Source organism: Paenibacillus sp. TC-CSREp1, from assembly GCF_050171015.1.
Classification (GTDB): domain Bacteria; phylum Bacillota; class Bacilli; order Paenibacillales; family Paenibacillaceae; genus Paenibacillus; species Paenibacillus silvae.
In genome coordinates this window covers 240,756-255,212 of sequence record NZ_JBNOKM010000006.1, presented here as the reverse complement: position 1 = coordinate 255,212, position 14,457 = coordinate 240,756, and the positions used below count along the sequence as shown (strand labels likewise).

14 protein-coding genes are annotated in these 14,457 nt (G+C 49.2%); all 14 read left to right on the top strand.

Annotation, left to right across the window (positions count from 1 at the left end; genetic code table 11):
- The first annotated feature begins 92 nt into the window (after window positions 1–92).
- A complete protein-coding gene (locus ACQSGY_RS11315; RefSeq protein WP_216514785.1) occupies window positions 93–1,067 on the top strand; it encodes a polyprenyl synthetase family protein in 975 nt (324 codons plus the stop codon).
- Between the two features lie 196 nt (window positions 1,068–1,263).
- Window positions 1,264–1,707 carry a nucleoside-diphosphate kinase gene (gene ndk / locus ACQSGY_RS11310; protein WP_111271411.1) on the top strand — a complete coding sequence of 148 codons (444 nt, stop codon included), beginning with the start codon at window positions 1,264–1,266 and terminating at the stop codon, window positions 1,705–1,707.
- Window positions 1,708–1,731: 24 nt separating this feature from the next.
- A complete protein-coding gene (locus ACQSGY_RS11305; RefSeq protein ID WP_216514784.1) occupies window positions 1,732–2,523 on the top strand; it encodes a CheR family methyltransferase in 792 nt (263 codons plus the stop codon).
- 168 nt (window positions 2,524–2,691) lie between these two features.
- Entirely contained in the window at window positions 2,692–3,861 is a 1,170-nt protein-coding gene (gene aroC, locus ACQSGY_RS11300; RefSeq protein ID WP_427051960.1) for a chorismate synthase, read from the top strand.
- 1 nt (window position 3,862) lies between these two features.
- Window positions 3,863–4,957 carry a 3-dehydroquinate synthase gene (aroB, locus tag ACQSGY_RS11295; protein WP_427051959.1) on the top strand — a complete coding sequence of 365 codons (1,095 nt, stop codon included), beginning with the start codon at window positions 3,863–3,865 and terminating at the stop codon, window positions 4,955–4,957.
- Between the two features lie 4 nt (window positions 4,958–4,961).
- Window positions 4,962–5,330 carry a chorismate mutase gene (gene aroH / locus ACQSGY_RS11290; RefSeq protein WP_110894307.1) on the top strand — a complete coding sequence of 123 codons (369 nt, stop codon included), beginning with the start codon at window positions 4,962–4,964 and terminating at the stop codon, window positions 5,328–5,330.
- Between the two features lie 579 nt (window positions 5,331–5,909).
- Window positions 5,910–7,478: an anthranilate synthase component I gene (trpE, locus tag ACQSGY_RS11285; protein WP_427051958.1), complete on the top strand. Its 1,569-nt coding sequence runs from the start codon at window positions 5,910–5,912 to the stop codon at window positions 7,476–7,478.
- A 68-nt stretch (window positions 7,479–7,546) separates the two neighbouring features.
- Window positions 7,547–8,587: an anthranilate phosphoribosyltransferase gene (gene trpD, locus ACQSGY_RS11280; protein ID WP_427052034.1), complete on the top strand. Its 1,041-nt coding sequence runs from the start codon at window positions 7,547–7,549 to the stop codon at window positions 8,585–8,587.
- Window positions 8,577–9,365, top strand: a complete 789-nt coding sequence (gene trpC / locus ACQSGY_RS11275; RefSeq protein WP_427051957.1) for an indole-3-glycerol phosphate synthase TrpC — start codon at window positions 8,577–8,579, stop codon at window positions 9,363–9,365. Before trpD ends, trpC begins: the two co-directional genes overlap by 11 nt.
- 53 nt (window positions 9,366–9,418) lie before the next feature.
- The gene (locus ACQSGY_RS11270; protein ID WP_373288425.1) at window positions 9,419–10,102 is read left to right on the top strand and encodes a phosphoribosylanthranilate isomerase; all 684 of its coding nucleotides are present in this window, start codon (window positions 9,419–9,421) and stop codon (window positions 10,100–10,102) included.
- Complete coding sequence (trpB, locus tag ACQSGY_RS11265; RefSeq protein WP_427051956.1) at window positions 10,099–11,295, top strand: tryptophan synthase subunit beta; 1,197 nt, start codon at window positions 10,099–10,101, stop codon at window positions 11,293–11,295. The genes ACQSGY_RS11270 and trpB overlap by 4 nt, the downstream gene beginning before the upstream one ends.
- On the top strand, window positions 11,295–12,101 hold the full coding sequence (gene trpA, locus ACQSGY_RS11260; RefSeq protein WP_289371526.1) for a tryptophan synthase subunit alpha: 807 nt from the start codon (window positions 11,295–11,297) through the stop codon (window positions 12,099–12,101). Before trpB ends, trpA begins: the two co-directional genes overlap by 1 nt.
- Before the next feature lie 47 nt (window positions 12,102–12,148).
- Complete coding sequence (gene hisC, locus ACQSGY_RS11255; protein WP_427051955.1) at window positions 12,149–13,249, top strand: histidinol-phosphate transaminase; 1,101 nt, start codon at window positions 12,149–12,151, stop codon at window positions 13,247–13,249.
- Between the two features lie 27 nt (window positions 13,250–13,276).
- On the top strand, window positions 13,277–14,371 hold the full coding sequence (locus ACQSGY_RS11250) for a prephenate dehydrogenase (protein ID WP_111271401.1): 1,095 nt from the start codon (window positions 13,277–13,279) through the stop codon (window positions 14,369–14,371).
- Window positions 14,372–14,457: the final 86 nt, after the last annotated feature.

Genomic DNA, 14,457 nt, shown 5'->3' with positions numbered 1-14,457 from the left:
TTGGTTAACGATTAACCTGCAAGGCCCGGTTTGCTGGAGGGGAAGGTAAGCATGGAATTTTGGAATGACAATACGCGGATACGGGTGAACGAATGAAACTATTGGACATTTTCGGATTGTTAAAAAAGGACATGGATTATATTGAAAAAGAATTGTACCGCAGCGTTCAAGGTGAACAAAAGCTGTTAAGTGAAACTTCACTTCATCTGCTCAAGGCAGGCGGGAAACGGCTGCGGCCTGTTTTTGTGCTGTTAGGCGGCAAGTTTGGTACATATGATATTGAGCGCTTGAAGCTCATCGCCGTTCCGCTGGAACTGATACATTCGGCATCCCTCGTTCATGATGATGTCATTGATAACGCAGAGACACGCCGTGGCAAACCTACAGTCAAGTCAAAATGGGATAATCGCATTGCGATGTACACTGGGGATTACATCTATGGCAAAGCCCTGGAGATGACAGCGGGGCTGTCTGATCCAGCCATTCACCGCATTCTTGCCAAAGCGATGGTACAGATGTCGATTGGTGAGATGGAGCAGATTCGCGACTTCTTCAACACAGGACAGAGTGTGCGTAACTACCTGCTGCGAATTCGTCGTAAAACCGCACTGCTCATTGCGGTTAGCTGCCAGCTCGGTGCTCTTGCTACACGTGCGCCTGCACACATTTCTTCCTTGCTGTACACGTACGGATATAATGTCGGTATGGCTTTTCAGATTCAAGATGATGTACTCGATCTGGTCGGCACGGAGAAGCAGCTTGGCAAGCCTCCAGGCAGTGATATGAAACAAGGCAACATTACACTCCCCGTATTGTATGCACTGGAGGAAGAGCATCTGCGTGAGCCGCTGCTCAATGAAATCTCCCGTGTGCATCATGAGGACGGAAGGGCCAGTGCATCGGATGCAATTGGAATGATTCGCCAAAGTCAAGGAATTGCTAAAGCGGAAGCCCTAGCTGACCGATATATGAAGAAAGCGCTCGATGCTCTCGATCAGCTGCCTAACATCAAGACCACCAAAAACCTGCGTGATATTGCTCATTTTGTCGTTAAGCGTACACATTAATTATGCAGCGTTTATCGTTTGAAGTTTGCAACTGGCGGTCACCGTTATGTGCCATGTTGCTCTTTAATCATTTCTCACATGTAACATAGGTCTGTGAAATTCCTCATTGGGAGGAAATGGAGTTGTATGTTACAATCAAAGGGATTGCGTTTACATAGTGATTAACTTTGAACCGTGAGTGAGGAGTGAACTGGCAATGGATCGTACATTTTTGATGGTGAAGCCGGATGGTGTGCAGCGTGGTTTGATCGGCCGTATTATCAGCCGTCTGGAAGACAAAGGATTTAAGCTGGTGGCAGGGAAACTGGTACAGATGACACAAGAACAGGCCAAGCGCCATTATGCCGAGCATGAGGGCAAGCCTTTCTTTGATGATTTGGTTCGGTTTATTACGTCTGGTCCCGTATTTGCCATGGTATGGGAAGGTGACGATATTGTCGCGCTTGCACGTATTGTCATTGGAAAGACGAATGTAAAGGAAGCGGCTCCAGGGACAATTCGTGGAGATTTCGCCAGCCATACACCGCATAATCTCATTCACGGGGCAGACTCGCCGGAAAGTGCAACTCGTGAAGCAGCCAACTTTTTCAGTCCTGACGAGCTGGTAAGTTATGAGAAGAGCATCGCAGCCTGGTTGTAATTATTAGCCAAAGGGTGATATACGATGCTGGAGCAAGAACAACTAGACCCGGATTATGCCGGATTCATTCGTAAAGTGAAAGAGAGCACAGGCATTGATCTTGCTCAATACAAGGAAGGCCAGATGAAAAGACGGCTGACCACACTTCGCAACAAAAACGGATTTAATACGTTTGCCGTCTTTTTCGATGCGATGCAGAAGGACAAGGCGTTATTTTATGAGTTTCTTGATCGCATGACCATTAACGTATCCGAGTTCTGGCGAAACCCGAACCGCTGGGAAGTGCTGCGTGATGAGATTTTACCAGAACTGGTCGGTTCCAAACGCAAGGTCAAGGTATGGAGTGCTGCTTGCTCTACAGGTGAAGAGCCCTACACCATTGCGATGATTCTGGATACGATGGGTATTCTGAGAGAAAGCTCCATTACGGCAAGTGACCTGGATGAAGGAGCGCTTGCGAAGGCCAAGGAAGGGCGTTATATGGAGCGTTCGCTCAAAGATGTACCTCCTGAAACGGCAAGCCGTTATTTTAAACAGGATGGCATGATGTATCGAATTGATGAAAAACTGAAAAGTTCAATCAACTTTAAGAAACAGAATTTGCTGGTGGACCGCTTTGATGATGGCTATGATCTGATTGTCTGCCGGAATGTCATGATTTATTTTACCGAGGAAGCCAAAAATCTGTTGTATCACAAATTCGCAGCCAGCTTGCGCCCGGGTGGTATGCTGTTCGTAGGCAGTACAGAGCAGATTTTCTCCCCAGGTCAATATGGACTGGAGACGGCAGAGACGTTTTTCTATCGGAAAAAGTAAAGCATCATAAAGACCAACCGCCTGAGGTACATGCAGATGTACTCAGGCGGTTGTTTGCATAAGAAAAGTCGGCTTTCTTGTCAAAGTGGGTCAGCTATACTATAATAAGCAAAGAAATTATGGGATTTTAGCAATGTGAAGTTTAACAGTTTAAAGGGGGAACGTATTATGAGTTTACGTTATTTAACCGCAGGGGAAACGCACGGACCCCAATTGACCGCAATTATTGAGGGGTTGCCAAGTAACCTGAATATTGATTTTGAAGAATTGAACTTCCAGCTTCACCGCCGCCAAAAGGGATATGGTCGTGGACGCCGGATGCAGATTGAGAAGGACCAGGCCAATTTTGTTGGCGGAATTCGTCACGGATATACGACAGGTGCGCCCGTAGCGCTCGTTGTTCAAAATAATGACTGGAAGCATTGGCAGAATATTATGAACATTGAGCCGATTGAAGGCAGCGATGAGGAAAAGCGCCGCATGCACCGTCCGCGCCCTGGACATGCCGATTTGAACGGCGGCTTGAAGTACAATCTCAAAGATCTGCGTAACGTTCTGGAACGCTCCAGTGCACGCGAGACAACAGTACGTGTGGCATGCGGTGCGATTGCACGACAGTTTCTGGCTGAGTTTGGCATTAAAGTGGCCGGACGTGTTATTCGCATCGGGGAGATTGAAGCACCATATCAAGACCTTCCAATTGACGAACTGATCGCCGTGACAGAGGCTTCGTCGGTCCGTGTGACAGATGCCGAGACTGAGAAAAAAATGGAAGCTTACATTGATCAGATCAAGCAGGAGGGTGACTCCATCGGCGGGATCGTCGAATGTATCGTTGAAGGTGTGCCTATCGGTTTGGGAAGTCACGTACAATATGATCGCAAGCTGGATGCGCGCATCGCTCAGGGTGTAATGTCGATCAACGCATTTAAAGGTGTGGAAATCGGGATTGGCTTTGAAGCGGGAACGATTCGCGGTTCACAGGTGCACGATGAGATTTTGTATTCCGAAGAACGCGGCTACCACCGGGCAACGAACCGTCTGGGCGGATTCGAAGGCGGTATGACCAATGGTATGCCGGTTGTGGTGCGCGGCGTAATGAAGCCAATTCCAACCTTGTACAAACCGCTGCAAAGCGTGGACATTGATACAAAAGAAGCTTTTTCAGCCCAGGTTGAACGTTCCGATGCTTGTGCGGTGCCGGCAGCCAGCGTGGTAATGGAGCATGTTGTTGCATGGGAAATCGCCAAGGCATTCCTTGAGAAATTCGGCGGGGATTCCATGGAGGAGATCCGGGCGAACGTTGCTAGCTACCAGGCACAATTGGAGAGCTATTAATATGCGACAGTTGACAGTGCAGCTCGGGGAACGCTCGTATCCGATCCTGATTGGCAGCGGTCTGCTGGCTCAAGCTCCCCAATTTTTCGAACAATATGGCTTGACCAAAAAAAGTCCGCTGATGATCATCACCGATGAAAATGTGGCTCCGAAATACTTGGCAGCATTGGAGCAGACACTGCGTAGTGCCGGATACGCCGTCGTTTCTGCGGTCGTTCCTGCTGGAGAAACTTCCAAATCACTTGCTGTATATCAGGACATGATGACAGCGGCAATTGAAGGCAAACTCGACCGCAGCTCGTCGATCCTCGCTCTCGGGGGCGGGGTTGTCGGTGACCTGGCTGGTTTTGTGGCTGCTACATATATGCGTGGCGTCAAGTTTGTTCAGATTCCAACAACGATTCTTGCTCATGACAGCAGTGTTGGAGGTAAAGTGGCGGTGAATCATCCGCTTGCCAAAAATATGATCGGTGCTTTTCATCAGCCGGAGCTTGTGCTCTATGATGTAGATACCTTGCAATCCTTGCCGCCAAGAGATGTTTCAGCAGGTTTATCTGAAATGCTCAAACATGGGCTTATTCGTGACGAAGCATTTGCTCATTGGTGTGAAGAGCATGCTGAGGGGCTGCTTGCGCTTGATCCGGACACACTCGGCTACGGTCTCGAACGCGGATGCAGCATCAAAGCAGAGATTGTTTCTAATGATGAACGTGAAAACGGTGAACGTGCACTCTTGAACCTGGGGCATACGATCGGACATGCGATCGAAGCGATTGCCGGATACGGTGAATTTTTGCACGGAGAAGCGATTTCGATCGGCATGGCTGGTTCAGCTCTGTTAGGAGAGAAGCTTGGAGCGCCGGCAGGCCTGTATGATGATACGGTGCGCATGCTGCGTGCACTCCGCCTTCCGGTAACGCTGCCTGCACATCTGGGTACGGATGCTTTGATGGAAGCGATGATGCATGACAAGAAATTCCGTGAAGGTCATATGGTCTTTATTGTTCCTGATCGGATTGGAGCAGCCCGAATCGTGAAGGATGTGCCGGTGACGGCAGTGCGTGAAGTTATCGAGCTTCTCAGGAAGGGAGAATAAAGCAATGGTTACACGGGGAATCCGCGGGGCGACGACAGTCACGCAAAATAATGAAGAAGAGATTTTGAAAGAAACAGCCGTGCTGCTGCAGGAAATTGTGGACCGGAACAAGATTGTGCCGGAAGACATCTGCAGTGTATGGATTACGATGACCGGAGATCTGGATGCGGCTTTTCCCGCAAAGGTGATCCGTCAACTGGATGGCTGGGAGCTTGTACCTCTGATGTGTGCACTGGAGGTGCCTGTAGAAGGGGCCTTGGCGAAGTGTATCCGTTTCATGGTGCATGTGAATACAACCAAAGCGCAGAACGAGATCCATCACGTATACCTGAACGGTGCGCAGGCACTGCGCCCTGATCTGGCTGCACGATAAGTTTTTTGAACGGCAATGGTTGTCAAAGTGACAAATATCATGTATAGTGAGAAACAGTTGAGTAGAGCTTGAGATTGAGCTGAGAGCAGCTGAGTATAGTTGAGTATATAGCAGAGTCCAGTGTTTGGTAGCCGATGCATCTGAAATCGGTCAACGCATTCACGGTACGTCGTGCTAAGGGCAAGTACAGGAAGAGAGAGTAGATATGTTCAAGAGGACATTGTTTATTCACATATCATGAAGTAACATTTCACATGATTTCTACATCATCATTGCAGCTTGTTGTTTCGCATTCGTCAAGATGATGGTGAAGGAGATGTTATCAGGATGATGTTCTCTCTATAAAAATATCTGAAACCATGTGATAACATGGATCAGTAGCCTGACATTTATCCTTAAGCGGAAGTATAGGGACTTGTTATTTATGAAGCAGCATGCCTGAATACAGCTTATTAAATCAAACCTCTACCTGATGGTAGAGGTTTTTTGTCGTATAACAGTCTTCTACCTTTGAAATCAATCAAAAAGTTACAATATAAAGCTATAAAAAATTACAATAGTCTGAAGGGACGTGATCTGATGATAACGCCAAACGTTGATCAGGTACTGAAAATGGCAAGTGAGTATAATCTGATTCCGGTTGTCAAACGAATTTTGGCTGATATGGAGACGCCAATTCGTATATTCCGTCGTTATGCGGATAATGACCGTGCATTCCTGCTCGAAAGTGTAGAGGGAGGCATTCAGTGGGCCAGATACTCCTTCATCGGTACAGATCCGTTCCTGATGATTTCAGGCAAAAAAGGCCGCATCGTGGTGGAGGAAGCAGGAAAAACTCGCGAATTGCCTGGCAAGCCGATCGAAGAGCTCAAAGCACTGCTTCGCAAATATCGGAGTCCGAAGCAGGATGACCTTCCCCCTTTTACCGGCGGTGCAATTGGATTTTTTGGATATGATCTGCTGCAATATTATGAGAAGCTCCCCGCTCACGCGCTGGATGATCTCAATATGGATGACATTCGTTTTATGTTCTGCGACCAGATCGTTGTGTTTGACCATGTGAAGCAGCATATGCTGCTTGTGGGCAATGTTCACGTTAAGGACGGGGCAACGGATGAAGAGATTCGTCAGGCATACGCAGCAACTTCCGAGAAGCTTGAACTGGCGGCAGAGCGGCTGCAGCAGCAAGGACCGGGTGAAAATCTGAATCCGCGTTCGATTCCCGGCGATGTTGAGCTTGGAGACATTCGTTCCAATCTGACCAAAGAACAATTTATAGACAATGTGGAGCAGGCTAAAGAGTATATCCGCGCAGGCGATATTTTTCAGGTGGTGCTGTCCCAGCGCTTCCATATTGATACGGAAATTTCGCCTTTACATGTGTATCGTGTACTGCGGACGCTGAATCCGTCGCCTTATATGTATTATTTGAAAATGGATGATGAGATTATCGTTGGAACGTCGCCAGAGGCGCTCGTCAAGGTGGATGGCAACCGCGTAGAGACACGTCCAATCGCAGGTACACGGCCTAGGGGAGCAACAGAGGCAGAGGATCGCGCACTTGCGGCAGACTTGCTACAGGATGAGAAGGAACGTGCGGAACATCTCATGCTGGTTGATCTGGGAAGAAATGATCTGGGTCGGGTGTCTACTTTTGGCAGTGTGAAATGTGACATGTTTATGGAGATCGAGCGTTATTCTCACGTCATGCATATGGTATCGAACGTTACAGGTGAGCTCAGAGAAGACAAGGACTTCTTCGATGCCTTCCTCTCCTGCTTGCCAGCTGGAACGGTATCTGGAGCGCCGAAGCTGCGTGCGATGGAGATTATTGCGGAACTGGAAAAAGAGGCGCGTGGAGCCTACGCCGGAGCGATCGGTTATCTTGGTTTCTCGGGAAACATGGATGCGTGTATTACGATTCGCACGATTATTTTCAAAAAAGGAAAAGCGTATGTGCAGGCCGGTGCAGGAATCGTATGGGATTCTGTGCCTGAGAAGGAATATGAAGAGACCGTGAACAAAGCCAAAGCTTTGTTAAAGGCAATTCGCACAGCGGAAGCGATGTTTCCGGTAAAAGCTGCTGATCGCAAGTTAAGTCTGGCTAATGCTGATTATTTTGTCACACCAACATCTGCAACGAACTAAGAGAGGAGAGACTGGACATGAACGTTAACCCGATTTTGAAAGACCAAAGGGTGGTGCAGGAAGCATCCATATCCCATGAAGAAGGAATGAAGCAGGGCCTCGCCAAAATTCTGGAAGGACGTCATCTCGAGCAGGACGAGGCGCGTGAGCTGATGTATTCGATCATGAAAGGTGAAGCGACTCCGGCTCAAATCGGGGGTTTGCTGATGGCGCTGCGCATGAAGGGGGAAACGGTGGAAGAGATCACCGGTTTTGCCCAGGCGATGCGTGGACAGGGCGGACGAATTTTGACGGATGGCAGAGGGCTGCTGGATACGTGCGGTACAGGTGGATCAGGCATTCACAAATTCAATATCTCCACAGCATCGGCTATTATCGCTTCAGCGGTGTCAGTTCGGGTAGCCAAACATGGCAATCGTTCTGCCTCCGGCAAAGCCGGCAGTGCGGACGTATTGGAGGCGCTCGGTGTTAATATTCATCTGAATGGGGAGCAGGCCAGACAATGTCTGGATGAAATCGGAATCTGTTTCTGTTTTGCCCAGGTGTATCATCCGTCCATGCGGCATGCAGCAGCGCCGAGAAAAGAGCTGGGCGTGCGGACTATTTTTAACATGCTTGGCCCGTTAACGAACCCGGCGGGTGCAGATCGCCAATTGCTCGGGCTCTACGACCGATCCCGTACTCCAATGATTGCGGAAGTGCTGAACCGCCTCGGACTAAAACGGGCGTTGGTCGTAGCGAGTCATGACGGGCTGGACGAGATCAGTATCTCTGCACCCACTCAGGTTTCCGAGCTGCGGAACGGGGAAGTGCGCACGTATGACATTGATCCGCGCGATATGGGGCTTTCTTTGCATCCGCTGGATGCAGTGCTTGGAGGAGATGCGGCACAGAACGCCGAAATTATACATCGGATCTTCCAGGGTGAACGCAGTGCTTACCGGGATGTTGTGCTGCTGAATGCAGGGGCTTGTATTTACGTATCCGGCCTTGCGGACAGCATCGCAGACGGCGTTAAAATCGCTGCGGAGGCAGTGGATTCCGGTAAAGCTGCCAGTAAGCTGGCACAGTTAATTCATACAACGGAGGCGTACAATCATGTATCTTGATCGCATTGTAGCAACAAAACATAAAGAAGTTGAGGTGCTTGCACAGACTTTTCATATGGATGAAGCGCTTCAGAAGATTGAGCAATTACCCGCAACACGCGGTTTTGAACAGGCGCTGTCCAGCAGACGGAATCGGAAGCTGGGGCTGATCGCTGAAGTGAAGAAAGCCTCACCTTCCAAAGGATTAATCCGTCCGGATTTTCATCCGGTGGAAATTGCTTCTGCGTATGAACGGGCAGGGGCGGATTGTATATCCGTGCTGACAGACGTTTCTTATTTTCAAGGCAGCAACGAATATTTACAGGCCATTCATCAGGCGGTGAACATTCCGCTCCTGCGCAAAGACTTTATAATTGACGAGAAGCAGATTGCTGAAGCCAGATTGCTCGGAGCAGACGCTATTCTGTTGATTGCGAGCATTCTTACACCGCAGCAGATTCGACAATATTTGACGTTTGCCAAAAGCATTGGACTGGACGCTTTGATTGAAGTACATGACCGGGCCGAGCTGGAAACGGTACTGGAGATCCCAGATGCAACGCTTGTAGGCATCAATAACCGGAATCTGAAAACGTTCGAGACCAGTCTGAATACAACGCTGGATCTGATGGAGCTGATTCCATCCCATGTAACGCTGATCAGCGAAAGCGGAATTGATGGAGCTGCATCTACAAAACCGCTGATTGAAGCAGGAGTTCACGGTATTCTCGTTGGAGAGCATCTTATGCGCAAAGCGGATGTGGAAGCCGCCGTATACGACTTGATGGGGCCAAAATGATGAATAATTCACTATCTGAACAAGCAGGCCGCCGTACAGGGGAGCAGGAACCCTTGCTTCCAGCGGCCGTAAAAATATGTGGACTTCAGGACGTTGAAGTGCTAAAATCAATGATAAACTTGCCTGTGGACTTCATTGGGGTTGTGTTTGCCAATTCCAGACGTCAAATTACGCCTGAGCAGGCCGCAGAGCTGAGAACGGTTTTGTTTGAGTGGTCGACTGAAGAGAGGCCAAAACTTGCGGGTGTGTTTGTGAATCCGACACTTCAAGAACTGGAGTATGTGATGCAAACCGCTCCCCTGGATGTAATCCAGCTGCACGGACAGGAAAGTGCTGCATTTTGTAAACAAGTGAAAGAGCGCTGGGATGCGCACGTATTCAAGGCAGTTTCTTTTCCTAAAGATGAATCAGGGCAAGAAGCGGACCATACAGCACTGCATAGTCTGAATGCTTACGCAGGCTGTATAGATGCAATATTGCTTGACACCTTTGATCCGCTGTATGGCGGCGGCTCTGGAAAAACATTTGCCTGGGAGCGCATACCTGCGTATGCGAACTGGGCTGATCAGCATGGCATTGCGTTGTTGGTGGCCGGAGGACTTCAGGCAGAAAATGTACAGCAATTAATACGAACGTACAGACCTTACGGCGTAGATGTCTCAAGCGGCGTGGAGACGGAAGGTCTTAAAGATATAACCAAAATTAAAGCATTTGTTGAAAGGGTGAAGCAGGCATGACACATCAATTGCCGGATCAGCATGGGCGTTTCGGTCCGTTCGGAGGCCGTTTTGTACCCGAGACACTAATGAACGCTCTGATCGAACTGGAGGAAGCGTACAGCCGTTTTTCTGAAGATGAGGAGTTTAACAAGGAACTGAACTATTTACTGAGTGAATACTCCGGACGGGAGACCCCGCTTTATTATGCAGAGCAGCTGTCCCGCCATCTGGGCGGACCCAAAATTTATTTGAAGCGGGAAGACTTGAATCATACCGGCGCACATAAAATCAACAATGCGATTGGACAAGGGCTGCTTGCCAAACGTATGGGCAAAAAGAAAGTTATAGCCGAGACTGGTGCAGGACAACATGGCGTTGCAACAGCAACTGTAGCCGCACTGCTGGGTCTGGAGTGCAAAGTGTTTATGGGCGAAGAAGATACAGAGCGGCAGCAGCTCAACGTATTCCGAATGAAATTGCTGGGGGCAGAAGTCATTCCGGTGACCTCTGGCACACGTACACTGAAAGATGCAGGTAACGAGGCATTGCGCTACTGGGTTAGTCATGTGGAGGATACTTTCTATGTACTCGGCTCTGTTGTTGGTCCACATCCATACCCGATGATGGTGCGTAATTTCCAACGTGTTATCGGTGATGAGACACGCCGTCAGATTCAGGAGATCGAAGGGCGACTGCCTGATGTCATCGTTGCAGCTGTTGGTGGCGGCAGTAACGCCATCGGTATGTTCTATCCTTTTATCGGGGATGAGGCTGTGAAGCTGGTTGGTGTTGAGGCAGCGGGGAAAGGGGTAGATACCGAGTACCATGCGGCAACGATGAGTAAAGGTACACACGGTGTATTCCAGGGCTCCATGAGTTATCTGCTGCAGGATGAGTATGGTCAGGTACAGCCTGCACACTCGATCTCCGCAGGGCTGGATTATCCGGGGGTTGGACCGGAGCACTCGTATCTCAAGGACATCAAGCGTGCACAATATGTCCCGATTACGGATCAGGAGGCTTTGGATGCATTGCAGCTGTTAAGCCGTACGGAGGGCATTATTCCTGCACTGGAGTCGGCTCACGCGGTGGCTCAGGTTGTGAAGCTTGCACCCGAAATGTCAACAGAGGATGTTATCGTGATCTGTCTGTCCGGACGCGGAGATAAAGATGTAGAATCCATTATGAAATATACGGGAGGTAACTTGTAATGAATCTGATGGATCAGACCTTCCAGCAATTAAAAGAACAAAATCGTACAGCACTTATCCCGTTTCTGACCGTTGGCGATCCCGATGTGGACACAACGATTGATATCATTAAGCAGTTGGAGCAGGCTGGAGCAGATATTCTGGAACTCGGTGTTCCATATTCCGATCCGTTAGCTGATGGCCCTGTTATTCAGCGTGCTTCTGAACGTGCATTGAAAAGTCAGATTACGATTCGCACCGTGATGGAGACTGCGGCCAAAGCTCGCGCGGCAGGTGTGAAATTGCCTTTTGTTCTGTTTACGTATTATAACCCTGTGCTGCAAACCGGGCTGGATGTATTTTTTGACGAGTTGGTCAAACATGACATCAGCGGTATGATTATTCCCGATCTGCCGATTGAAGAGGCAGAGGACATGCGCCGCCGTGCCGATCAGGCCGGGGTGCATCTGGTTCCGCTCGTGGCGCCTACATCCAATGCACGGATTGAACGAATTGTTACCGGCGCGCGCGGATTCATCTATTGTGTCTCTTCCCTGGGTGTAACGGGAGAACGCGCTTCCTTTTTTGATGGTGTAGAAAGTTTTATTGAAACGGTAAAAGGGTTAACTGATCTTCCGGTTGCCGTTGGATTCGGCATCTCAAGTCATGAACAGGTGGCACATTTCTCCCGCATTTGTGATGGTGTTGTAGTGGGCAGTGCCATTGTGCGCCAGGTGGAGGAAGCGATACCGCTGCTTGAGAATCCGGATACACGCGAGGCGGGACTGTTGCAAATTCGCAACTTTGTGGCACAATTGAAAGGATAAAGGCGTTCTGTTAGAACGCTAAATTCGAACAGCAGGAGGCGGTCAAGTTGAAACCGAAATCCCAGATTGTCAATCTGCCTGTGTACAAGCCAGGCAAACCGATTGAAGAAGTGAAACGTGAGCTGGGGCTGGAGCAAGTCATCAAGCTGGCCTCCAATGAGAATCCTTTTGGCAGCTCCCCGGCTGTGCTGGAGGCTATTACGAAGGAAATGGCGAGTGTGAGTATATATCCGGATGGCAGCGCGGCTAACCTGACAGAGGTGCTGGCAAAGCATCTGGGGGTGGAGCGTAGCAACCTTATTTTTGGCTGTGGATCGGATGAGATCATTGCACTGATCACACGTGCGTTTTTCTTGCCTGGGGATGAGACCATTTTGGCAGATCAGACCTTCTCCGTATATAAAAGCAATGCGGACATCGAAGGTGCTGTAACGATTGAGGTGCCTTTGAAAAATGGAACGCATGATCTGCCAGCAATGCTCGCTCAAATCACTGACAAAACCAAAGCCATCTGGGTATGCAATCCGAATAATCCTACCGGAACTATCGTTTCCGAACAGGAGCTTGTTACGTTTTTGGATCAAGTGCCATCCAATGTGATGGTTGTGCTGGACGAGGCTTATTATGAATTTGTTACTGATGAAGCCTATCCGCAGAGCATTGCGCTGATTGATCGTTATCCTAATCTGGTTGTATTGCGCACCTTCTCCAAAATCTATGGCTTGGCATCGCTGCGTATTGGGTATGGCATTGCACGTCCTGAGGTTATTAACCTTATCAATCGTGTGCGTGAACCGTTCAACACCTCTCGCTTCGGGCAGGTTGCGGCAATCGCTGCACTTCAGGATCAGGCATTTGTACAAGAGTGTGCCAAGCATAATGCAACCGATCGGGAGTGGCTGCAAAATGAATTTGCACGGCTTGGTCTGCCGTATTTCCCGGCACATGGCAACTTCATTCTCGTAGACCTGAACATGCCATCTGACACAGCGTTCCAGTCCTTGCTGAAGCAGGGTATTATCGTCCGCGCTGGCTTCCATGTCTACCCAACGTACATTCGTGTGTCTGTAGGAACAGCGGAGCAGAATCGTATGTTTATAGCAGCGCTGGAGAATACACTGGCGGAGAATGCAGTAGCACGCCCTTAATACTGGCGATGAAATGAGTGAGGAACCATGACATTAAAAATTGCAATGATTGGTGTAGGGCTCATCGGCGGTTCACTTGCGCTTTGCTTTAAAGGCAAGCCGGGTTTAACCGTGATGGGCTACGCACATCTGGAAGAATTAAAAGAAAAGTACATAGCGAGCGGAGTCGTTGACGATGCGACGCTTTCTCTGGAAGAAGCCGTGCAGGATGCCGACTTCATTTTTTTGTGTGTGCCTGTGGGGCTGCTGGAATTCTATTTTGAAAAATTGTCCAGATTGCCGCTCAAAAAAGGCTGTATTATTACAGATGTTGGCAGCACCAAAGCTTCCATTGCTGCTTGTGCGGAGCATGTTCGTTTAACGGATGCCTATTTCATCGGCGGACATCCGATGGCTGGTTCCGAACGTGCAGGCGTAGACGCGGCCTCGGCTGTTTTATTTGAGAATGCTTACTATGTACTGACACCGTCTGCACATGTGCCTGAGGAGGCGTACAGCCGGTTGTCCGAGCTGTTAGCTTATACACGTGCGCAGATTGTCCGGGTGGAGCCGCTGCTGCATGATGATATTGTGGGTGCCATCAGTCATCTGCCTCATGTCATCGCGGTTGCTTTGGTAAATCAGGTGCGTGAATATAATGAATCCAACCCACTGTATAAAATGCTGGCAGCGGGTGGTTTCCGCGACATTACACGGATTGCCTCCAGTGATGCGATTGTATGGCGGGATATTTTACTTAGCAACCGTGAGGTGCTGCTGGGACTGCTGAAGGACTGGAACAGTCAGATGTTGTCGTTTACCGATATGCTTGAACAAAAAAACGGCGAAGGCATTGAAGAGGCATTCCGCCAGGCACGTGAGTTCCGCAGTGTGTTGCCTGAGCGTCGCAAGGGCATGATCTCCCCGCTGTTTGATCTGTATACAGATGTACAGGACGCGCCGGGTATGATTGGTAAAATTGCAACTGAGCTCGGGGCAAATGACATCAACCTGAGCAACCTTGAAATTATTGAGAATCGGGTGGATGTGCCGGGAATCATGCGTTTGTCTTTCCGTCAGGAAGAGGACATGGAGCGGGCGAAAACGCTGCTGGACTCTTTGGGATATCAGGTGTGGGTGTAAGAAGGGGAGAGGGCGAGAGCCCTCTTTTTTGTGAAAATTTGTAATGCTAAGAGAGTGTAATGCTGAGATAAGAATTTTTTAAAATA

Coding starts and splice junctions, on each gene's coding strand:
- ACQSGY_RS11315 (WP_216514785.1), top strand. CDS start 93: ATGAAACTATTGGACATTTTCGGATTGTTAAAAAAGGACATGGATTAT.
- ndk (WP_111271411.1), top strand. CDS start 1,264: ATGGATCGTACATTTTTGATGGTGAAGCCGGATGGTGTGCAGCGTGGT.
- ACQSGY_RS11305 (WP_216514784.1), top strand. CDS start 1,732: ATGCTGGAGCAAGAACAACTAGACCCGGATTATGCCGGATTCATTCGT.
- aroC (WP_427051960.1), top strand. CDS start 2,692: ATGAGTTTACGTTATTTAACCGCAGGGGAAACGCACGGACCCCAATTG.
- aroB (WP_427051959.1), top strand. CDS start 3,863: ATGCGACAGTTGACAGTGCAGCTCGGGGAACGCTCGTATCCGATCCTG.
- aroH (WP_110894307.1), top strand. CDS start 4,962: ATGGTTACACGGGGAATCCGCGGGGCGACGACAGTCACGCAAAATAAT.
- trpE (WP_427051958.1), top strand. CDS start 5,910: ATGATAACGCCAAACGTTGATCAGGTACTGAAAATGGCAAGTGAGTAT.
- trpC (WP_427051957.1), top strand. CDS start 8,577: ATGTATCTTGATCGCATTGTAGCAACAAAACATAAAGAAGTTGAGGTG.
- trpB (WP_427051956.1), top strand. CDS start 10,099: ATGACACATCAATTGCCGGATCAGCATGGGCGTTTCGGTCCGTTCGGA.
- trpA (WP_289371526.1), top strand. CDS start 11,295: ATGAATCTGATGGATCAGACCTTCCAGCAATTAAAAGAACAAAATCGT.
- ACQSGY_RS11250 (WP_111271401.1), top strand. CDS start 13,277: ATGACATTAAAAATTGCAATGATTGGTGTAGGGCTCATCGGCGGTTCA.